Below are 19,373 nucleotides of genomic sequence, written 5' to 3'. Positions count from 1 at the left end.
CAGGTCCTCTCGGTCAGGTGATGGGTGGGGGCCGGCTCAGACGGCCGACGGCACGGCCGTGTAGCCGGCCTTCGCGATCGCGTCGACGATCTGCTCGGTGGTGGCCACGGCCGGGTCGTGCTCGACCTCGACGCGGCTGGACGCGAACTTCACCGTGACGTCCTGGACGCCCTTCAGACGACCGACCTGCTTCTCGATCTTGGCCACGCACGAGGGGCAGCTGAAGCCCTCGGCGCGGAAGACGGTGCGGGTGCTCGCGGGGGTGGTGGAATCGGTGGTGGCAGACATCGGATGCGGTCCTCTCTCGGTGCTGCGAGGGTGTCTTCCTCGCTGTCACCTCGACCGTAGGAACGAACCGTCGGCCCGACCATGACGGCGGTCAATCAACCGCACCCTGTTTCTGACCAGGACCGATGTCCCTTTCGGCCCGCGCTGTGCGGGCTATCCTCGCGCCATGACCGCCCCTGACGGGCGGCGCACCATCCCGCTCGCGGAGGTGACGCTGCCGCACCAGTGCCCGGGCCCCGTGCGCCTCGGCGTCCTCGCCCGCTCCGCCTACTTCCAGGGCCTGGACGAGCAGGCGCTCGAGCGGGTCGACCGCCGCATGCGCACCCTCACGATCCCGGCCGACGCGCCCGTCTTCCGGGCGGGGGAGCCGGCCGACGCGCTCTACGTCGTCGCCGAGGGACGGATGCGGATCGCCGAGGACACGGCCTCCGGCTCTTTCGTGGTCACCGACATCCTCGGTCCGGGTCAGATGTTCGGCGCGATGAGCAGCCTCGGCGACCCGGTCCACCAGCGCACCGCGACCGCGCTGGTCGGCTCCTGCCTGCTGCGCATCGGGCAGGAGGCGTTCCGCGAGGTGATGGTCGAGAACCCCGTGGTCGGGCTGCGGGTCGTCGACGACCTCGCCGCACGGCTCTCCCGTGCACAGTCCGACATGGGACGGCAGAGCACCGCCACCGTCGAGCAGCGCGTCGCTCGGGCGCTGCTGCGCCTCGCCGACTCCCTCGGCGAGGACCGGGGCGCCCAGGGCCTGCTGCTCGAGGTGCCGCTGTCCCGCGCGGACCTCGCCGGTCTCGCCCGCTCCACCCCGGAGTCGGTCTCCCGCGTGATGAGCGCGCTGCGACGCGAGGGCGTCATCGACTCCGGCCGGCGTTGGACCTCGATCCTGGACCGCGACGCGCTCGAGGAGCGGACCGAGGACACGTGAACCGGACTGCCGAGATCGGGCAGGATGCAGGGACGGCTCGTGAGGGACTGCGAGGCACGGGCCCCCTCTCGGACCGCTCCGCCTGACCAGATCATCCAGCCGAAGGGATCCGCTCCGATGGCAGAACACCGCGACGCCGACGACTTCAGCCCGCCCCTGTTCTCCTTCGCACTCATGGGCCATCTCGCGACAGGGATGGTCAAGGCCGCCGTGATCGCTCTGCTGCTCTGGGGTCTGGGACTGACGGGGTGGACGGCGAGCCTCTCCGCGGGATCCGCGATCACCACGGCCGTGGTCGTGATGGTGGCGATCGAGCTCGCCACCACAGGCGTGGAGCGGATCTTCGTCCTCCGGCACCGACACCCGGACCCCGGGAGCATCACGATGACGGCGATCGTCGCCGTGCTCCCGCTGCCGATCGGCCTTCTCGCCGGGCTGGTCCTCGGCCCGGCGCCGTCGTCGGCCCTGACCACGATGGTCGTCACCACGGCGGTCTACTGGATCGCGCTCGTGACGCTGGAGCGTCCGTGGGCCGACGGGGACACCCAGGCCGACATCCGCAGGAAGCACGAGGAGACGAGGGCGATGACGAGGGAGCAGTTCCGGTCCGAATGACCTGCGTCCTCGCCGGCGTCGGACCCTCGTGGTCCTCTGGTGCCCCCGGCAGGATTCGAACCTGCGACACCCGCTTTAGGAGAGCCTTCCGTGTCTACCTAAGACGTGCGGCAATCTGTGTAATCGCAGGTCGGGAAGGTTTGTAGGGTTGGTGTTCGACGGTTTGCGTTGTCCGCCGTTGATCCTGCTGCGGACAGTCTGCGGACTGTGCAGAGGGAGGCGCTTGGGCGAGCAGGGTGTGTCGTGCCAATGCTCGGACCCGTCATCATGATCGCTGGGCAAGGCGACTGGCGGCCTTGTCGAAGGACTTGGTGAGGTCCTGGATGGACTTGCGAACGAGATGGAGCGATCCGTCCGGGGCGTCCTTCGACAGCCTCCACTGGGAGATGTCGACCGGCACTTCTACTGTTGGCAAGGGGCCGTGGGGGCCGTCCGCGTCTACCTTGATCCGGATGAGCTGTGGGGCGTCTTTGCCCATCAGGTCGGGGCCGGTGCCTAGGTGCCACCGGATCTCACGGCCGGGCGCCAGCGATCGGAGCCCTTCAGAAAGAGTGCGCAAGAGTGGCTCGGAGTCTTCCAGGGCCTCGGACGAAACCGGCGGCGGCACATCGAACGCGACTCTGATGTCGGTCGCGACCGTCGGCCCAGAGTTCCCGACGACGAGATCGACGATCATCCCTTGCTTCATGTCAGGCTGGATGTCCGCCCAGACGTACGGCTGTATGGCCTCATCAGCGATTGCACGCTGTAGCCGAGTCTGCTCCCGCGCGGCCTCGACCTGCTCTCGCTGAATCTCTGTCTGGTCGCGAGCGGATCGGGCTTGCCTGGCGGTTGCTAATGCAGCCCATCCCGTGAAGAGCGCGGCGACGACGGAGATGCCGAACGCCAGTACTGACAGTGTTTCCATGAGTAGACCTCCTAGTTGCAGCCGTCCGGGTTGACCTGACCGTCGCGATGGGCCTGAGAGCTCTCGGGGCGTGCCCCGTCTTCCCCTCTCTCCTGTTCGGTCGGAGTTGTCGATTCATGCTCTTCATCGACTCTGCCGCCGAGTCGCCGGAAGATCGTCTTGTGATCGCCTGCCCACGGCGTTGGAGCAGGGCATAGGTCAGGCCGTACAGAGCTGATCAGCCACTGTTGATGCGCGACGAGTGCTATCCAGTCGCCAACGAGGCTTGAGAGTGCCCACTCCCGGTCTTCGTCGCTGACGTGCTCCAGGGTCGAGGAGGCATCGTCCGCATGGACGATCTCTGAGTACAGCACCCGGTCGCCGATGCTGCTGTCGCTGATTCCGCCCGGCGGGGTTAAGGGTGTGCCTCCGTCCGACTTCATCATGTAGGTCCGTGGGAAGGGCTGTTCTTCCCACATGCGTCCGAGCTGTTCGCTCAAGAACTTCTGCTGTTCGGTGACGGCAAAGTAGGTGATTGATCGCGCGACCTTAGGCCCGTAGATCGGCTCCTTCTTGAGGACAAATACTCGGGCGTACGTTGCAGCCTGTTCAAGAAGCAGGCGGTCAACTGTGTCGCGCCGCAGCGCTGCAACTTTCATCGCCCCGGTCGTCGTGTTCTTCTGCATCGTGAGGTGCCAGAGCGTGCCTAGTTCGGGCGCGAGCGGGTCCTGAGCTAGCCGAGTGCTCAGCACGGCTTCGGAGCGCTTCAAGGCCTGCCTGAGGCGCTTCAGTGAGGTCTCGTGGAGGTTCGGGTCCTCTGAGCTTGAACTCATGCTCGGGTCATCTCCGCGTAGCGCTCGAACAGGATCTGCTGGCGCTCCTGCTCGGATGTGCACGTCCGACGCGCTCCAAGGGCCTTATCGACAGCGGCATCGAGCGTGCGGTGGGCCTTTAAGAGAGCGGGAGTCATAGCAAGTGGCGCATAGTGCTGAGCTAGAGAACGCTCTGGATGGTTTGCGCGTGCTTCGAGCACCTCACGACCGCCGCTGATCACCTGCTCCCGGAGCTTCTCGGAGACCTCGGGGAGTGGGAAGTTGTTCCATGTGATGGTGCTGGAGAAACTGAGGTCAGACTTGAGTCGACCGCCTACGGCTTTCATCCACGCGTTGAACATGGCCGACGAGGCGATCGCGAAGATCAGGCCCGAGGCGTCGACTGCGCCGTACACCTTGTTGGAGATGATCGTCCCCGGGTCGAGGTGTGCGACCGGCAAGTAGATGCGGCTCTCGGAACTCACCTCAGGGAGGCCTACGATCGGGACATCTTCGACGATGCCGAACTGTCGGAAGAGGTGATGGTGGGGGTAGTTGCGGGTGGTGGATGCCTTGGAAGTCGCGCGGAACGCACGCACGGCTTCAACACGAGAGCGCAGGATGGTGGATCGCCGGAGGTCCTCTGGGTCGAGGTCGACCAGCCAGAGGCACCACCGCTTTTGGCCATTGATCAGTTCCCACGATCCGATGTAGGGGCGCACGTACTTCGCTGCTACCGGGTCGGCCATGACTTCCGGGTGTTGCTCGGGTGTGATGACGAAGTTCCCATCGTCGGTGGCCATCGAGCCCTTGACCACGGTGGGCATCTCCGGCGAGAGCGGAATCCCGCGTTTCTCGACCAGGATGTCCGGCGCGTCGAGGAGGTAAGCATTGATCCCAGTGTGGACCGGTGTCTCGACGGGGGCGCCTTTGATATCCGGGTAGTCAAACAGACGGCCCCGAGGCTTGGAGTCCTGGGTGAAGCCGACTATGACGCAGTGGACTGCCGCCGCCCCTGGAGCTTCGCTCGACCATGCGAATGTCCGGTGGGCGAACTTGATCCTCCATCCCGCTTCGAAGACCGGCGCGAAGAGCCTCGCTGTCTGATCGCCCTGGGTGATCGAGCTGGTGGTGACGAAAGCCCACTGGCCGGAGTACAGCGGATCGCGGAACAGTCGCAGGACCTTGGCGTGCCAGCCCGTCACGTAGTCGAGCCGCGAGATGACCTTGTTGCCTCCCCATGCGGCTTTGAGGTCCGCGAGCTGGTCAGCTCCACGGGTGTGATCCCCGAGGAAGGGAGGGTTGCCCATCACGTAGAGGCTCGTGCTTGGGGTAACTACATCGGTCCAGTCTGTCTGCAGCGCATTGCCGATCGTGATGCGTGCAGAGTCCTGGAGAGGCAGCATCGGCACGGAGTAGCCGAGCGTGAGGTTCACGGCTTGGTTGGCCTGGTGCTCGACGAGGAACATCGCGGTGCGCGCGATCGTGGCGGGCCACTCCTCGATCTCGATCCCGTGGAACTGGGAGAGCTTCACGTGGACGCGGGACTCCGCGTCGAGGGACAGCTGGGCGCGCGCGGGGTCGAGCTCTTGGAGGCGCTCGTGAATACGCAGTTCCAGTGCTCGGAGCTCCCTGTAGGCGATGATCAGGAAGTTGCCGCAGCCGCATGCAGGGTCGAGGAACTGGAGGCTGCCTAGGTGCGTCAGCAGGCGCTCCAGCTCGGTCTTCTTGGATCGTGCCTTCGTGAAGCGCTCCTCCAGCTCGTCGAGGAACAGCGGGCGGATGAGCTTTAGGATGTTGGTCTCGGTCGTGTAATGCTCTCCCAAGGCTCGTCGGGCCTTCTTGTCTTTCACGGCCTGGAAGAGCGAACCGAAGATGGCCGGAGAGATCGAGGACCAGTTGAAGTACGCAGCCTGGAGCAGCAGCGCGCGGGACGAGCGGTCGAAGTAGGGGATCTCGACGGCCTCTCCGAACACGGACCCGTTGACGTAGGGGAAGGCCTGGATGAGGTCGTCGTCGCGCCCGTAGCGCTTGTCCTCGGGCTTGTTGAGGGCCTGGTAGAGCGTCGAGAGCTGGGCTCCGAGGTCCGAGCCGTCCTCACTCGTGCGTTCCTCGATGTAGCGGGAGAAGAGGTCGCGCTCCCAGAGGCCAGCGTCGTCGGCGTAGAGGCAGAACAGTGTGCGGATGAGGAACACAGATGCCTGGTGGTCGTCGTAGCCCGTGCGTTCGAGATGCTCGTAGAGCTTCGCCATGAGCTGTGCGGCATGGATCGACGCCTGCTCCTGCTCGGTGGAGCCGAAACTGGTGCGCCGGTACCCGGCGAGGAACATGAGGTCCTCGACGTGTGCTGGCAGGTCCAGCAGGGAGAACTCGATGACCCCGTCCTGCCCTGGCTCTGCTGTCAGGTCGAGAAGACGGAAGCGCTTGAAGTCGCTGGTGATGACGAAGTCGGGACTCTCGTGCTCCGTGAGGGACTCGATATAGTCGAGGGCCTGCGCCTCCGCAGCGACGAGGTCTTGCCCTTCGGACTTCATCTCAACCAGCGCGGTGCCTGAGATCAGAGCGTCGATGTAACCGCGGTGTCCGGTCGACGCTCGCTGAGCACGCTTCTCGTAGACCGCAGCGGTGCGCCCGTTGATCCCAAAGACTGCGAGGAGTCCGCGTACGAACTCCTGCGCCTCACCGCGCTCGTAGCCCTCGGCATCACGCCACTCGGCCACGAAGGCTCCCGCACGCTCACGGATGTCGGACAACACCAAGGGCTTGGCCACGGAAGAACTCCTCGAAGTTGAGTAGGACTGTCCGCCACAGACTGCACCTCGTGCAGGAGTGGTAGTCGTAGCCCAGCCTAGTTCGAGGGGGTCGCATGTGAAGGCCTATGCCCAACCCGCTCGCTTCCCCGTGCGACCTGGTATCTCGCTCCGCTTGGTGTGCCTAGGTAACCCACGGGAACCTGGCAGGTTCTGGCGACAACCTATGGAGTAGACCTCTCAGCCGCCGGATGCGTTCGTGGATCCTGCTATCAGATCTCTGCTCCGTTTGTCAGCGAGCCGTCAGATGCGTCAAGCACCCACCGTCACCTGCTGGTAGGCCGGCGGGTGCTTGACGGTCCGTGACGTCAGTAACGAAGGAGTTCGAGTGCTACTCGATACGCTCGTTCATCTCGTGCGTCGTAGACGCTTGACGGGCTTGACGCCTCCTGGCGCACCTGAGGGGACGGTAGGGAGGTACCGCTCCATGGCGCTCCTCAGGGCTCGAACTTCATAGCCGCGAACTTGACCTCCCTTCAGCCGTCGGGGCTCGACGTCGAACTCGCGAAGTCGCCTCGCGAGCGCCCTCGTGCTGATGCCCTCCTCCTGCCATTGTGAGCCCTCGACCCGTTCCAAGGCGTCGGTCAGGGCCGTCGAAGAGACCTGCTGCCCGTCGAGGGTCCTCAACGCCGTTCGGATGTCGTTCAGCAGCTCCAGGCCTGGCATGAGCACCTCCTGGTCCTCGTGTGCCTTCTGGAGGCTCACAGCCGCCTCGCGAGCACGCTGCGGCCATGTACCGCGCGCCATGTCGGCGATCGTGATGAGGGGCTCCCAGACGTCTGCTGCGCGGTCCTTGAGCGGAAGGTTGGTCGGCCGGTGATCAGTAGCCGCGGTCCCGATCTCGTTGACCCATGCTGCGAGGCGGTCCCTCAAGGCGTGGAGCTCGGGCTCATCGATCCTGAGGCGGTATGCAGAAATCTGCTCGTGCTCCAACTTGCGGCGGAGACGAACGTTCACGGCTCGATCCGTCACGGTCTCCGGCATCCCGCCGATGCCAGCGATGACGACGGGGGAGAAGGTGTTGAACTCGACTACAGCGTTGCTCGGTCCGTCGCAGCGAAGGGTGTGATCTCCCCGCCTGAACCCGGAGTTGAGGAGGTTGCGAAGCTCCTCCGAGCGGCTGCTCGTGAGACCGGGCTTGAACAAGGTGTCCGCCTCATCGATGAAGATCGTTCGCGTCCCTCCGTCCCGTGGGATCGAGCGGTACAGGGCGGCTGCCGATGCGTTGGCGGAAGACAATGGGGCGTGGCAGAGCGCGCTGAGGATCTCCATCGTCCGCGACTTTCCGCATCGCTTCACAGGTGACGTCAGGCAGAGGCGAGGAGCGAAGTCCAGGTGCATCGCTGCGTGGGACATAGCGACGTAGAGAGTCATCGCCCGGTACTCATCATCGCCATTCTGGATCGTGTACTTCCTGATCGCCTGCTCGATCTCGTCGAGCAGATGTGCTCCCAGCGTCATGCTGCGTCCACCCCGTACTCGTGAGTGCGCAGTCGGGTTGGTGTACGCCGGTCCTGGTGAGCAGAGGCGCTCACGAGAAGCTCTGCGAACCTCTGGGTTTCTGCGACGCTCAGGGAGATCGAAACGGCGGAGCCGTCACGTCCTGACAGCTCAAGGGCCACCACGGAGTCGGTGATCTCGATGTGGGCGTACCCCTGAGGGGTGCTCAGACAGGTGATCTCTTGAGCGTGTGGCCGGGCAGGAGTGCCTCGGTAGTGGGTCGATACCATGTTCATGCTCGGTCTCCTTCAAGGATGTCGATGCTCTGGTCCCCGCCGCGTCCGCTGCCAGGCTGTGCGGCGGGGATCTTCTGTGCTCTGTGGCTTGTCACGCGACGCCGCCGCGTGCGGACGCAAGCTTCTGCGCCTCCAACCACTCTTCAACGTCGATGCGGTCGTACCGGACACTGCGACCGACTGAGTACGACCTGGGGCCGATGTCGCAGTGTCGCCAGTACCTCAACGTTCCGACGGGGATTCCGTACTCCTCTTCCACCTCCGATGTGGTCATCGGTCGACTCGACGATGATGCGATCTCCCTGGGGCGATGGAGCTTTCTGGACATGCCGTCCTCCTGGTGTAGTTGTGACGTGGCGGACCCACGCGGCTGAAGTATGGCCCGAGTGGAGCAGTTCGGTCAAGACAGGACCACTTGTGTACTCTGTCGGTATGGACGGAGTGGTGTTGAAGAAGTTGGAGAGCGATGGGCTCGGTACGGGCGTCGTCCGGTTCGTCGAGAAGGTGGATGGCGCCAACTTGAGGATCGAGGTCTCGCTTGTCGGTGATCCGCTTGGGCGTGATGGTGACCCGACCCCCTTTGTGATGACCGGCTTGACGGTCGCGCTCGCGGGACCCGGTCGTCGGCTGGGTTGGGAGGGCATCAACGGGGCGCTGGTGCGAAGGCTGCCGCTCGGTCGGCTCTCGGAGGAGGCATCCCGCCTGCTGATGAGCGAGTTGCGTGCTGAGCGCGGCAAGCCGACGCGTGATCTGGAACGAATTCGGGAGATGGCGCGGCGAGGGCCACGAGACGAAGTGCTTCGTCTCGTGGGAGAGCTCTATGCCGAAGCTCTAGTGCACGATCACAAGCCCGCGAAGGCGATCGCTGACCAGATGCAGTTGCCGACCTCTACCGCGACGAGGTGGATAAGGAAGAGCAGGGACCTCGGGTACATCCCGGCCCTGAGGTCTGAACTAAGGGAGAGGAACACGTCGCCGTGACGCAACGACGTAATCGCCGGTCCGGGATCGAGGATCGCTGGCACAAGAGAGATGGCTCGCCTTCGAAGCTCCATCACGGAGACTGCGTGAAGGGCCGCCGGTGTGATGGCGTCGGGAAGCGCTGGAGGGCGCGCTACGTCAACGCCGAGGGCGATGAGCGCGCCCAGATCTTCGCGACGAAGCCTCAGGCCGTGGAGTGGCTCGACAAGGTCGCGGGAGACATCGCCTCAGGCAGGTACGTGGACCCGCAGCGTCAGGTCATCACCTTTGGAGAGGTGGCGGAAGCCTGGAAGGTGAACCCGTCGTGGACCGCCACCACCCGCGAGCGGAACCTCTCCGTACTCCGCATGCACGTCCTCCCGAGGTGGGGCGATCTGCGTCTGTCTGCTGTGAAGCACGAGGATCTCCAGATCTGGGTCAACGAGCTCGTCGCGTCGGGCCTCTCGTCAGGCTCGGTCCGAAAGATCGTCGGCGTCGCTCGGGGGGTGCTCCAGATGGCCATGCGGAACGGTCGTGTGTCGATGAATCCTGCCGACCATCTCCAGCTCCCGAGGCAGAAGGTGGCGCGCCGCCGCTACCTCACCGTGGGACAGGTGGACCGGCTTGCCCAGGAGGCGGGCAGCCACGAGGTGATCGTCCTCGTGCTCGCTTACTGTGGCTTGCGCATCGGAGAGCTCTCCGCGCTCCGTGTCGGGAACGTTGATCGACTGCGTCGACGCTTCATGGTGGAGGCCTCTGTGACGGAGGTGAACGGAGAGCTCGTCTGGTCGGACCCGAAGGATCACCAGCGACGCTCCGTCCCGTGGCCGCGATTCCTGGACGATGAGATCGACGCGCTCATCGTCGGTCGGGATGCCGCAGACCTCTTGTTCTCATCGCCTCGTGGAGACGTGCTCCGTGTGAGGAACATGAGGCGCTCGTGGTTCGACCGTGCTGCCCGTGATGCCGGTGTGCCGGGGCTGACGCCGCACGAGCTGCGCCACACTGCCGCGAGCATCGCTGTGAGCGCGGGAGCCTCTGTGCTTGCCGTGCAGCGCATGCTCGGGCATGACAAGCCGAGCACGACTCTGAACGTCTACAGCGACCTCTTCGACCACGATCTCGACGATCTCGCCGACCAGCTTGCTCGGGCTCGTGACCGGCATAGGGAGGAGAGCTCGCCGATAGTCTCCCCTATCGAGCTCTTGTCGGCGAGAGTCCATCTCGCTTGATCTGCGCGCTGCGGTTGCCTAAGGGGCCGTTGGATCAGGTGCTCGGGTGGAGCGGTACTGGATGAGTTGGCTCTTCGCTCGACCTAGCTTGGCTCATCAAGGCTTGGGCGGTGGCTACCGCTGGGTCAGGCTGGCTCGATCTCTGTAAGTCGCATGCTGATCCAGCTTGCAGCGGTTCTCGCGTCGATACGTTTCTCGGCGATGTCGAGAACGAAGTCTGCCGCCTCCTCTTCCGTGGTGTCCGCGAGGTAGAGGCCGTGGAGACCAATGAACACGATCATCGTCAGCCAGGCGATCCGCTTGTTGCCGTCGGAGAAGGCCTGTCGAGCCTGGATGTGGATGACCAGCCTCGCGGCCTTCTCGACCATGAGCGGGTAAAGCTCCTGCCCTTCCCACGTTGAGAACGGGGCGCCCAAGGCGCCGGCTAGACCTTCCGGGTCTCGCAGTGCCCCAGCGCCGATGTACTCACGGTAGAGCTGATCCACCAGATCTACCGTGAGTACATCCTCACCTGCCAAGGATCTCCAGAGTTCTTGCCCAGGTCTGCGCGCCCGATCGGCCGAGCTCCATCACGCGAGCACGTTCCGCCACGCGGTGGGGTACTGGGCGACGCACGGGAACATCATGACCTGCCAACGACTCGTCGTTAGCCCACTGCCTCATCACCTGAGGGTCGATCGCCCGAGCAGAAGGCTCTCCATCGGCCAGTGTGCCCCGCGCTTCCCGCCAGGGACGCTCTTCATGAGAGCGAGCAGAGAGTGTGCTGCCGTTGAAGCGCGCGTAATGGTCGACGACAGCATCAACGGTCGCACGTGCTCGCTCATCGGTGAGGTGTGCCGCGTCAGGGGAGAGGCTGGTATTGCTGTGCCGAAGAGCGGGGAGCACAGGGCCGTTCTTCCAGGCCTGAATCTCATCCTCGAACAGCGGGCTCCCATCCCAAGCAAGGCTCCAGCACTGAGCGTAGTAGACCAGCTTCTGAAGCTGCGTCTCGCCGTAGACGTCGGTCTTGCTCTTGATGTAGCTGGCGACGTCACGAGCGGTGAGTGTGTTCATTGGCCCCGACCGCCCTTTCAGATGGTTGAGTCGACGTGCACAGTTCGTGTGCACGTGAAGATGGGTCTCTCCAGTGTGGCATGCGTAGTCAAGTGTCGTCCGAAGGTGGCCAGTACCCGCGACGAGTGCGTGCTGCCTGGCCGACTCGCTGTTCGGGTAGGTGTCCTCACTCGGGGGCGACCGCAGTCCTGTGCGCCACGATCTATGCGTCCCACAGGTCATGGTGTCCCGGCTTCGTGCCAGCACGCTGCGGACAACCTGCGGACAATCGTCCCTCTGGCGATGGCGACGGCGAACATCGAAGTCGCCTGACCTGCGTCTTCTCTGGTGCCCCCGGCAGGATTCGAACCTGCGACACCCGCTTTAGGAGAGCGGTGCTCTATCCCCTGAGCTACGGAGGCGCTCCGGTCCGGTCGGGGGATGAATCCCCGTGACCGAAGGCCTGGGTCATCGTAGCGTCCCGTGGCAGGATCGCTCCATGTCGACCGCATCGCACGAGACCGCCGCCACCGTCGCCGCCGTGATCCTGGCCGGGGGAGCGGCCTCGCGCCTGGGCGGCACCGACAAGACCCGTCTGCCCATCGCGGGCGCGAGCGTGCTCGAACGCGTGCTGCGCGCCGCCCCCGTCGGCCGCCGCATCGTCGTGGGCCCGAGCGGGGCCGACGGCGGCGACCTCGCCGCCCGCCACGGCGCCCGCTTCGTGCTCGAGGACCCGCCGCGCTCCGGGCCGCTGGCCGCGCTCGCCCGCGGCGTCGCCGAGATCTCCGAGGCGCCCGACGAGGCGACCGTACTGGTCCTCGGCGGGGACATGCCGCTGCTGCGCCCCGAGACCCTCCGCGCCCTCGCCGCCCGCAGTGCCGAGACCGGCCGCGTCGTCGCCCTCGAGTCGAAGGACGGGCATGTGCAGTTCCTCGGTGCCGCCTGGCCGCTCGGCCGGATCCGCGCCGCGCTCTCCGAGATCGAGCACGACGGCGGCGGCTGGGCGGACCTCAGCCTGCGCCGCCTCTACGGCACCCTCGGCGAGGGCGAGCTCGTGAGCCTGCCCGTCACCGGCTCCGAGGCCGCCGACATCGACACCCCCGATGCCCTGGACCAGGTGCGCCGCGCCGCCGGCCCCCGCATCGCCCTCGCCCAGATCGAGGTGCCCACCGACCACGCCTCGATGGTCGCCGTGGTCCGCGGCGCCGTCGCCGAGGCCGCCCAGGAGGGCGCCCACCTCGTGCTCCTGCCCGAGGCGACCCTCACCCCCTTCGGCACCGACCTGCGCGCCGCCGCCGAGGCCCACCACGAGGACTTCGCCCGCCTGCTCCAGGAGCTCGCCGACGAGCACTCCCTCGTCGTGGTCGCCGGCTCCTTCAGTCCCGCCGACGACGGCCGCGTCCACAACACCGTCCTCGTGCGCGGCCCCGGCGGAACCCCCTCGCTCGAGTACCGCAAGATCCACCTCTTCGACGCCTTCGACGCCGACGAGTCCGCCACCGTCGCCCCGGGGCAGGAGCTGGTCACGTTCGACCTCGCCGGCACCCGCTTCGGCCTTGCCACCTGCTACGACATGCGCTTCCCGGAGCAGTTCACGGCGCTCGCCCGCCGCGGCGCGCACGCGATCCTGCTGCCGACGGCCTGGGCCGAGGGTCCCGGCAAGCGCGAGCAGCTCCAGCTGCTGCTGCGCGCGCGGGCGCTGGACTCCACCACGGTGATCCTCGCCGCCGACCAGTCCCCGCCCGCCGGCTACGCGGGCAGGGCCCCGCGCGGCGTCGGCCGCTCCGCCGCCGTCGGCCCGCTGGGCCGGATCCGCCAGGAGCTCGGGCTCGAGCCCGGACTGCTGATGGTCGACCTGGACCTCGCCGAGGTCGAGACGGCGCGCGCGGCCCTGCCCGTGCTGCGCCACGCGGTGCCGCTGCCCGAGCGCTGAGCCCGCGGCGAGCACGACCTGATCGCGGGGCTGTCGGGCGCGCGACCGGGCGGGCCCGCCTGTCGGCGTGACCGGGGGAACAGACCCGTCCCGACAGCCTCGCGTACCCTGCCGGGGTGAACACCCTGCTCAGCCGCCATGCCTCCGTTCGCGCCGCCGCCCTCGCAGCACTCTTCGCCGCCCTGCTCGCCGCGCTCCTCGCGCTCGGCGCGCCCGCGCAGGCCCACGACACGCTGCTCGAGTCGGATCCGGCCGACGGCGCGACGCTGGAGACCTCGCCCGAGGCGATCACCCTCACCTTCTCCGCCGACATCCTCGAGGTGAGCCCGCTGGTGCGGATCACCGACGAGTCCGGCGAGCAGCTGGCCGAGATCACACCGAGCGTCGACGGACCCGTCGCCACCGCGACCCTCGAGGAGCCGCTGCCCGCCGGGACCAGCACCGTCCAGTGGCGCGTCGTCTCCAGCGACGGCCACCCCATCGAGGGCACCTTCGAGGTCACCGCCGAGCAGGACACCGCCGCGGAGGAGACCACCGAGGCGCCCGCCGAGGAGAGCAGCCCCGCCGAGGAGAGCGCCCCTGCGGAGACCACCACGCCCGCCGAGGAGGACGAGCAGGCCACGGCAGAGGCCGCCGAGGACGAGAGCGGCTCCTCCATGACCCCGCTGCTCATCGTGCTCGGCGTCGTCGTGGTCGGCGCGGTCGTCGCGGTGCTGCTGATCATGCGCCGCCGCGACTGACGCCCACCCCGTCACCCGCTCGACCCCGCGCCGCCGGCCCACCGGCCGAGCGCCGCCGGCTCACCCGGTGCGCTCCCCGGTCCGTCGGCCGTGGACCGAGCCCGGACACGGAAGAACCCCCGAGGTATGCCTCGGGGGTTCCTCGTTGCTCAGGGGGAGCGGGAACTCAGTTGTCCTTGTCGTCGTCCCCGCCGAGTCCGAGTCGGTCGCGGGCGGCGTCCGCTCCCTTGTCGACGTGGCCGTCGACGTTGTCCGGAGTGCGACCCTTGACCTGCTCGGTCGCACCGTCGAGGCCCTGCTCGACCTTGTCCGGGTTGTCGTCGGCGAAGCCCTTGGCCTTGTTCAGCGCGTCATCGAAGCCCATGTTCATGTCCTTTCGTTCGCGGAACCACCCCGTGACCGAGGCGACATCGCCAACCTACGACGCCCTGCCGCCGTGACTCAAACGTGACCCGACGATCCGACCTGATCTGGTCGAATCTGCGCGCGACAGGCGTGATCGGTGGCAAAGCGCGCAATACTGTCTGCGTGAGCATGCGCGAAGCCGGGTCCCGCCCCTCCCTGTCGACCCCCTCGAGCCCGTCCGAGGCGCCGCGCCGCGCAGCGAGGGGACGCAGCGCCCGCTGGGACCACGTGCTCTCGCTGCTGACCACCACCAAGCGCCTCAGCGTCGCCGAGGTCGCCGCTGACCTCCAGGTCAGCGAGTCCACGGTGCGACGGGACTTCATGGAGATGGAGCGGGCCCAGCTCGCCCGCCGCACCCACGGCGGGATCGTCGCGGTCGACGTCGCCTACTCCCTCGCCAGCGTCCCGCGCGCGGCCGACGAGGGCTCCGGCCAGCGCGAGCGGGTCGCGGACCGCGCCGCCTCCCTCGTCGAGCCCGGGCAGATCATCGGCTTCAACGGCGGGCGCACCACCACCTCCGCCGCCCGCCGGGCCGTCTCCCGCTCCGACCTCGACTCCCGCGACGGGACGCCGGGCCTGACCGTCGTCTGTGCGGCGCTGAACATCGCGACCGAGGCCGTGCTGCGCCCCTCCGTGCGCACCGTCGTGCTCGGCGGCGTCGCCGAGCCCTACTCCTTCGAGCTCACCGGCCCCATCGCCACCGCCACCATGCGCGACCTGTGGCTGGACACGATGTTCGTCGGCACCGTCGGACTCGACCTCGGCGCGGGCCTGACCTGCAACTCCGACGCCGAGGCCGGCGTCACCCGGATGATGATCGGGCACTCCCGCCGCGTCGTCGGCCTCGCCACCGCCGACAAGATCGGCCACCGCGCGCTCGCCGGGATCTGCCCCGTCTCCGTGCTCACCGACCTGATCATCGCCGGCCCCGTCCCCGAGGACCTCCGCGCCCATCTGCAGGAGAGCTCGGTGCGCCTGCACGAGGTGTGAGCAGGTCGGGCGTCCCACGGGTGGCACGCCTGCGCTGACGCCGGCCGCGCTCCCGGTAGCGTGGGCTCCCATGTGGAGTTTCCTGCGCGGGAAGAAGCGACCGGAGAGCACGGGCCAGGAGGCGCCGTCGCGCGACGACGCCCTGTCGGCCCTCGCCCGGGAGCGTCGCGGCGAGCGGTCCGGGGATCAGCAGGAGGCCCCCGCGAGCCCCGATCCGGCACCCGCCGCGCCGCAGCGCGAGGAGCCCCCGGCCGAGCCGGCGCGGGCCGGCGGCTACGAGGTCGTGCTCGACCACCGCTTCGACGAGGTCGGGGCCGGGATCGCGCCCGAGCAGGACGAGGACGGCGTGCCCGTGGTCCGCCGCGAGCACCGCCCGCTCAGCCGCGAGGACCGCGTCGCCGACGCCCTGGACCGCTGGGCCCAGCAGATCACCGGCGGCGTCACCGCCCCCTCCTTCCTCACCCAGATCCGTGCCGGCGGCACGGTCCTGGACCTCACCCACTCCCACCCCTCCGGGCTCGCGCAGCTGCTCGCAGGCCGCGGCCCCACGCGCCTGTCCTCCCTGGTGCGCGAGGTCGGGGCGCTCGCCGACGCCCGCGCCCACGCCCGCACCATCCGCGAGGTCGCCGAGCGGCACGCGGAGGAGGTGGGGCTGACCACCTGCCATCTCGGGATCGGCGAGGCGATCTGGTACCCCGAGGACGGCTCCGAGCCGATCCACGCCCCCGTGCTCGTGCGCCCCGTGACCCTTCGCCTGCGCGGCAACGCCCGCGAGGACGTCGACCTCGAGGTCGACGCGACCGCGGACCTCAACCCCGTCCTGCTGCGCGCCCTGCGCGAGGCCGGCGTCGCCGTCGACGCCCGCGCGCTGCTGGCCACGACCGACGGTGCGCACGGCTTCGACCCCAACCCCGTCCTGGACGCCTTCCGCTCCCTCGGCCAGCCGCTGACCGGCTTCCGCGTCCTGCACGCCCTCGTCGTCGGGAACATGATGGACGCGGCCGGCTCCGTCGCCGAGGACCTCGCCGAGGCGCGCGAGGACTGGGCCGCCTCGCCGCTGGTCGCCGCGCTCGCCGGCGACGAGACCGCCCGCACCCAGGTGCGCGGCGCGGAGCAGGGACTGGCCCCGGAGGTTCCTGAGGACGAGCTGGTCGCCGCCGTCGACCCCGGCCACCGCGCCGTGCTCGAACGGGTCTTGGCCGGCGGGGACCTCGCCGTGCCCACCCCGCCCGGCACCACCAGCCTCGACCTCGTGGTCGACCTCGCCGAGGAGCTCAACGCCCGCGGCAGGAGCGTCCTGATCGTGTCCCAGCGCCGCCGCAACCTCTCCCAGCTCGTCGAGATCGCTCGTCGCCGCGGCCTCGAGGAGCTCGTCTTCGACCTCTCCCCGGACCCGTCCCTGCAGCGCAACGCCTCCGGCTCGCTGCTGCGCAGCCTGCGCCGCGCCGGCTCCCACGGACTCGGCCCGGACGACGCCGCGCCCGAGGAGCTCGGCGCCAGCCGCGACATCCTCGTCGGCCACGTCGAGGCGATGCACCGGATCCAGGAGCCGTGGGACGCCTCCGCACACGACGCGATCTCTGCGCTCGCCGCGCTGACCCGCCTCCACCCCGCCCCCCGCACCTCCGTGCGCCTGCCCGGCTCCGTGGCCGCGCAGATGGTGGGGGAGGACCGCGACCGCTACGCCGAGGCGCTGCGCGAGGCCGCCGAGGTGGGCGTGCTCTCCACCGGGCCCGAGCAGACCGCCTGGTACGGCGCGCCGATCAGCTCCGACACCCAGGCATCGCGGGCCGAGGAGCTCGTGGACCAGCTGCGCGGCGAGATCCTGCCGCAGCTGCGTCGTGCCGGTGCCCGCGCCGGCCGGGAGCTGGGCCTGCGCGAACCCGCGACCCTCGTCCAGCTCGGCGAGCGCCTCGCGCTGCTGGACCGGGTGCAGGCGCTGCTGGGCACCTTCCAGTCCGCCGTGTTCGCCGCCCCGCTGCCCGACCTCGTCGCCGCCACCGCCGACAAGCGCTGGCGCGAGGAGCGCGGCGTGGAGATGGGCTTCGGCGCCCGTCGGCGGCTGAAGAAGGAGGCCGCCGCACTGCAGCGCCCCGCCTCCCTGTCCCCGGACCTGCACCGCGACCTCGGCGAAGCCCGTGACGTGGTCGAGGAGTGGCGCCGCCACGCCGCCGAGACGGAGGGGAGCCCCTCGCGGCCGTCCCTGCCCGAGGACCTCGAGCAGATCCACCGCATCGCCGCCCGCTCGCAGAAGGTGCTCGACGAGCTCGCCGTGCTGCTGGACGGCACCGGAGCCGGCGCCGACCTCGCCCGCACCGACCTCGACGAGCTCGAGCGCCGTGTCGAGGCCCTCGCCGCGGACCGCCACGACCTCGAGACCCTCCCGCGGCGCACCGAGCTGCTGCGCCGACTCGGCTTCGACGGCCTCGGCGAGCTCGTCGAGGACCTCCGTGCCCGCCGCGTCCCGATCGACCAGGTCGGCGCCGAGCTGGAGCTTGCCTGGTGGCGCAGCGTCCTCGAGCTGATCGCCGGCGCCGAGCCGACCATCTCCCAGTACGACGGCACCTCCCTCTCCCAGGTCGCCGAGCGGTTCCGCCGCCTGGACTCCGCCTATCTCGCCGGCGCCGCCGCCCGCGTGCACGCCGCGGCTGACGAGACGAGGGTGGCGACGATGAAGCTCTACCCGGACACCTCCCGCGCCGCGATCGCCGAGCTCGCCCGCTCCTCGACCGTGTCCATCCGCGACCTCGCCGCGAAGTACGAGGACATCCTCTTCGCGGCCCGCCCCGCCTGGCTCGCCTCCCCGTACCTGGTCCCGCAGGTCATCCCCCGGGGACGCCACTTCGACGTGCTGATCGTCGCCGACGGCGGACGCCTGCCCACCGCCGCGGCGCTGCCCTCGATCGTCCGGGCGTCGCAGACCGTCGTCGTCGGCGATGTGCTCGAGTACGGCGGGGACTCGGTCCCGAGCCTCCTCGACGACATGCTGCGCATCGCCCCGCACCAGGAGATCCTGCGCGATCCCCATCCCGCGACCGAGGGGCTGCGCGGCTTCGCCCAGCGCCGCGCCCTGGTCGGCGAGGTCGTGGCCGTGCCGAGCCCCGTCGCCCCCGAGCAGGACCGCCTGGTCACCGTCGAGAACGGCCGCGGCCCCGTCACCGAGGGGATGGAGTACGTCGAGTCCACCGAGGCGGAGCTGCGCCGTGTCACCGACCTCGTGATCGAGCACGCCCGCACCCGCCCCGAGCGGTCCCTGGCCGTGCTCACCTTCACCGAGGAGCACGCCCGGCGCCTGATGGAGCGGATCATGAACACCGTCTCCGTCATCCCGGCGCTGCGCGACTACTTCGACCCCGGCGCGCGCGAGGTGTTCACCGTGCTGCCCGCCGCGCAGGCCACCTCCGTGCTGCGCGACGACATCATCGTCTCGATCGGCTTCGGGAAGACCCCGCACGGCCGGCTGCTGCACCGCTTCGGACCGCTGTCCGAGGAGAGCGGCCGCAAGGCCCTCGCCACCGTCATCACCCGCGCCCGCGGCCGCACCACCGTGGTCTCCTCCCTCGCGGTGCAGGACCTCGACCACGCCCGGCTGCGCTCCGACGGCGCCCGCGACCTGCGCGCCCTGCTCTGGGTGCTGCAGGGCGGGCACGACGTCCCCGTCGTCCCCCATGTCGCCGCGCTCACGGGCAGCGACGAGGAGATCGCTCCGCCCGACCCCGAGGCGCTGCGCGCCGCACCCGCCGCCCCCGCCCCGGACGGGAGCGAGGGGGCCGTGCAGGAGGGCCCCGGCGGCGCCGCGGCGGAGCCGGCAGCTCCCGCGGAGCCGGCGCTCGCGCAGGAGCTCTCCGACGAGGACCTCGATGCCGCGATCGAGGCGGCGCTGGCCCGCAAGTCCGCCGCCTCCCCGCAGAGCGCGGCCCCCGAGGCCGACGGCGCCGGGACCGGTCAGGAGGCGGAGCAGCCGGCGGCGGAGTCCGGCGACGCCGCCCGGGCCGCGACCGGTGGCGCC

The 19,373-nt window shown here is 68.9% G+C and carries 17 protein-coding genes and 1 tRNA gene; 8 read left to right on the top strand and 10 right to left on the bottom strand.

Going from position 1 to position 19,373, the window contains the following annotated elements; all coding sequences use genetic code 11:
• Window positions 1-36: 36 nt before the first annotated feature.
• Window positions 37-288 (bottom strand): heavy-metal-associated domain-containing protein, encoded by a 252-nt coding sequence (locus tag L3K22_RS07770; protein WP_263310865.1) that lies wholly within the window; start codon window positions 286-288, stop codon window positions 37-39.
• 166 nt (window positions 289-454) lie between these two features.
• On the opposite strand from L3K22_RS07770, the gene L3K22_RS07765 reads away from it, so the two are divergent.
• The gene (locus tag L3K22_RS07765; protein WP_263310864.1) at window positions 455-1,213 is read left to right on the top strand and encodes a Crp/Fnr family transcriptional regulator; all 759 of its coding nucleotides are present in this window, start codon (window positions 455-457) and stop codon (window positions 1,211-1,213) included.
• A 117-nt stretch (window positions 1,214-1,330) separates the two neighbouring features.
• Window positions 1,331-1,828: a hypothetical protein gene (locus L3K22_RS07760; protein ID WP_263310863.1), complete on the top strand. Its 498-nt coding sequence runs from the start codon at window positions 1,331-1,333 to the stop codon at window positions 1,826-1,828.
• A 265-nt stretch (window positions 1,829-2,093) separates the two neighbouring features.
• Here the strand turns inward: L3K22_RS07760 and L3K22_RS07755 are convergent, their stop codons facing one another.
• The 5 genes from L3K22_RS07755 to L3K22_RS07735 all read right to left on the bottom strand — a co-directional run bounded on the left by L3K22_RS07755 (window position 2,094) and on the right by L3K22_RS07735 (window position 8,400).
• Window positions 2,094-2,735: a DUF8453 domain-containing protein gene (locus L3K22_RS07755; protein WP_263310862.1), complete on the bottom strand. Its 642-nt coding sequence runs from the start codon at window positions 2,733-2,735 to the stop codon at window positions 2,094-2,096.
• 11 nt (window positions 2,736-2,746) lie between these two features.
• A complete protein-coding gene (locus L3K22_RS07750; RefSeq protein ID WP_263310861.1) occupies window positions 2,747-3,547 on the bottom strand; it encodes a hypothetical protein in 801 nt (266 codons plus the stop codon).
• Complete coding sequence (locus L3K22_RS07745) at window positions 3,544-6,297, bottom strand: DNA methyltransferase (protein ID WP_263310860.1); 2,754 nt, start codon at window positions 6,295-6,297, stop codon at window positions 3,544-3,546. Before L3K22_RS07745 ends, L3K22_RS07750 begins: the two co-directional genes overlap by 4 nt.
• Before the next feature lie 387 nt (window positions 6,298-6,684).
• Window positions 6,685-7,797: a DUF3631 domain-containing protein gene (locus tag L3K22_RS07740; protein WP_263310859.1), complete on the bottom strand. Its 1,113-nt coding sequence runs from the start codon at window positions 7,795-7,797 to the stop codon at window positions 6,685-6,687.
• 366 nt (window positions 7,798-8,163) lie between these two features.
• Window positions 8,164-8,400: a helix-turn-helix transcriptional regulator gene (locus L3K22_RS07735; RefSeq protein WP_263310858.1), complete on the bottom strand. Its 237-nt coding sequence runs from the start codon at window positions 8,398-8,400 to the stop codon at window positions 8,164-8,166.
• 104 nt (window positions 8,401-8,504) lie between these two features.
• Here L3K22_RS07735 and L3K22_RS07730 point away from each other — a divergent pair, with 104 nt between their 5' ends.
• Window positions 8,505-9,053 (top strand): hypothetical protein, encoded by a 549-nt coding sequence (locus L3K22_RS07730; protein WP_263310857.1) that lies wholly within the window; start codon window positions 8,505-8,507, stop codon window positions 9,051-9,053.
• A gap of 86 nt (window positions 9,054-9,139) precedes the next feature.
• Complete coding sequence (locus tag L3K22_RS07725) at window positions 9,140-10,264, top strand: tyrosine-type recombinase/integrase (RefSeq protein ID WP_263310856.1); 1,125 nt, start codon at window positions 9,140-9,142, stop codon at window positions 10,262-10,264.
• Between the two features lie 125 nt (window positions 10,265-10,389).
• On the opposite strand, the gene L3K22_RS07720 is transcribed toward L3K22_RS07725, so the two are convergent.
• The 3 genes from L3K22_RS07720 to L3K22_RS07710 form a co-directional block, all read right to left on the bottom strand.
• A complete protein-coding gene (locus tag L3K22_RS07720) occupies window positions 10,390-10,749 on the bottom strand; it encodes a type II toxin-antitoxin system death-on-curing family toxin (RefSeq protein WP_263310855.1) in 360 nt (119 codons plus the stop codon).
• Window positions 10,750-10,771: 22 nt separating this feature from the next.
• Window positions 10,772-11,317, bottom strand: a complete 546-nt coding sequence (locus L3K22_RS07715; RefSeq protein WP_263310854.1) for a Panacea domain-containing protein — start codon at window positions 11,315-11,317, stop codon at window positions 10,772-10,774.
• Between the two features lie 325 nt (window positions 11,318-11,642).
• Window positions 11,643-11,718: transfer RNA gene (locus L3K22_RS07710), tRNA-Arg, on the bottom strand.
• Between the two features lie 77 nt (window positions 11,719-11,795).
• Between L3K22_RS07710 and L3K22_RS07705 the strand changes: the two genes are divergently transcribed.
• Complete coding sequence (locus tag L3K22_RS07705) at window positions 11,796-13,229, top strand: nitrilase-related carbon-nitrogen hydrolase (RefSeq protein WP_263310853.1); 1,434 nt, start codon at window positions 11,796-11,798, stop codon at window positions 13,227-13,229.
• Between the two features lie 116 nt (window positions 13,230-13,345).
• Window positions 13,346-13,969, top strand: coding sequence for a copper resistance CopC family protein (locus L3K22_RS16675; protein ID WP_308445916.1), 624 nt, complete (start codon window positions 13,346-13,348; stop codon window positions 13,967-13,969).
• Between the two features lie 166 nt (window positions 13,970-14,135).
• Here the strand turns inward: L3K22_RS16675 and L3K22_RS07695 are convergent, their stop codons facing one another.
• Window positions 14,136-14,333, bottom strand: coding sequence for an antitoxin (locus L3K22_RS07695; protein ID WP_062947552.1), 198 nt, complete (start codon window positions 14,331-14,333; stop codon window positions 14,136-14,138).
• A 170-nt stretch (window positions 14,334-14,503) separates the two neighbouring features.
• Here L3K22_RS07695 and L3K22_RS07690 point away from each other — a divergent pair, with 170 nt between their 5' ends.
• Both L3K22_RS07690 and L3K22_RS07685 read left to right on the top strand, forming a co-directional pair.
• Window positions 14,504-15,364, top strand: a complete 861-nt coding sequence (locus tag L3K22_RS07690) for a DeoR/GlpR family DNA-binding transcription regulator (protein ID WP_263310924.1) — start codon at window positions 14,504-14,506, stop codon at window positions 15,362-15,364.
• Between the two features lie 70 nt (window positions 15,365-15,434).
• The coding region (locus tag L3K22_RS07685) for a DUF4011 domain-containing protein (RefSeq protein WP_263310852.1) at window positions 15,435-19,373 on the top strand (3,939 nt) is incomplete at its 3' end.

It is taken from the genome of Brachybacterium atlanticum (assembly GCF_025669985.1).
GTDB lineage: Bacteria > Actinomycetota > Actinomycetes > Actinomycetales > Dermabacteraceae > Brachybacterium > Brachybacterium conglomeratum.
This window is presented reverse-complemented; position numbering and strand designations above follow the sequence as displayed.

Excerpts from the sequence above, each read along its gene's own strand:
- L3K22_RS07770 (WP_263310865.1), bottom strand. The coding sequence starts at position 288 with ATGTCTGCCACCACCGATTCCACCACCCCCGCGAGCACCCGCACCGTC.
- L3K22_RS07740 (WP_263310859.1), bottom strand. The coding sequence starts at position 7,797 with ATGACGCTGGGAGCACATCTGCTCGACGAGATCGAGCAGGCGATCAGG.
- L3K22_RS07760 (WP_263310863.1), top strand. The coding sequence starts at position 1,331 with ATGGCAGAACACCGCGACGCCGACGACTTCAGCCCGCCCCTGTTCTCC.
- L3K22_RS07730 (WP_263310857.1), top strand. The coding sequence starts at position 8,505 with ATGGACGGAGTGGTGTTGAAGAAGTTGGAGAGCGATGGGCTCGGTACG.
- L3K22_RS07765 (WP_263310864.1), top strand. The coding sequence starts at position 455 with ATGACCGCCCCTGACGGGCGGCGCACCATCCCGCTCGCGGAGGTGACG.
- L3K22_RS07735 (WP_263310858.1), bottom strand. The coding sequence starts at position 8,400 with ATGTCCAGAAAGCTCCATCGCCCCAGGGAGATCGCATCATCGTCGAGT.
- L3K22_RS07705 (WP_263310853.1), top strand. The coding sequence starts at position 11,796 with ATGTCGACCGCATCGCACGAGACCGCCGCCACCGTCGCCGCCGTGATC.
- L3K22_RS07755 (WP_263310862.1), bottom strand. The coding sequence starts at position 2,735 with ATGGAAACACTGTCAGTACTGGCGTTCGGCATCTCCGTCGTCGCCGCG.
- L3K22_RS07695 (WP_062947552.1), bottom strand. The coding sequence starts at position 14,333 with ATGGGCTTCGATGACGCGCTGAACAAGGCCAAGGGCTTCGCCGACGAC.
- L3K22_RS07715 (WP_263310854.1), bottom strand. The coding sequence starts at position 11,317 with ATGAACACACTCACCGCTCGTGACGTCGCCAGCTACATCAAGAGCAAG.
- L3K22_RS07750 (WP_263310861.1), bottom strand. The coding sequence starts at position 3,547 with ATGAGTTCAAGCTCAGAGGACCCGAACCTCCACGAGACCTCACTGAAG.
- L3K22_RS07690 (WP_263310924.1), top strand. The coding sequence starts at position 14,504 with ATGCGCGAAGCCGGGTCCCGCCCCTCCCTGTCGACCCCCTCGAGCCCG.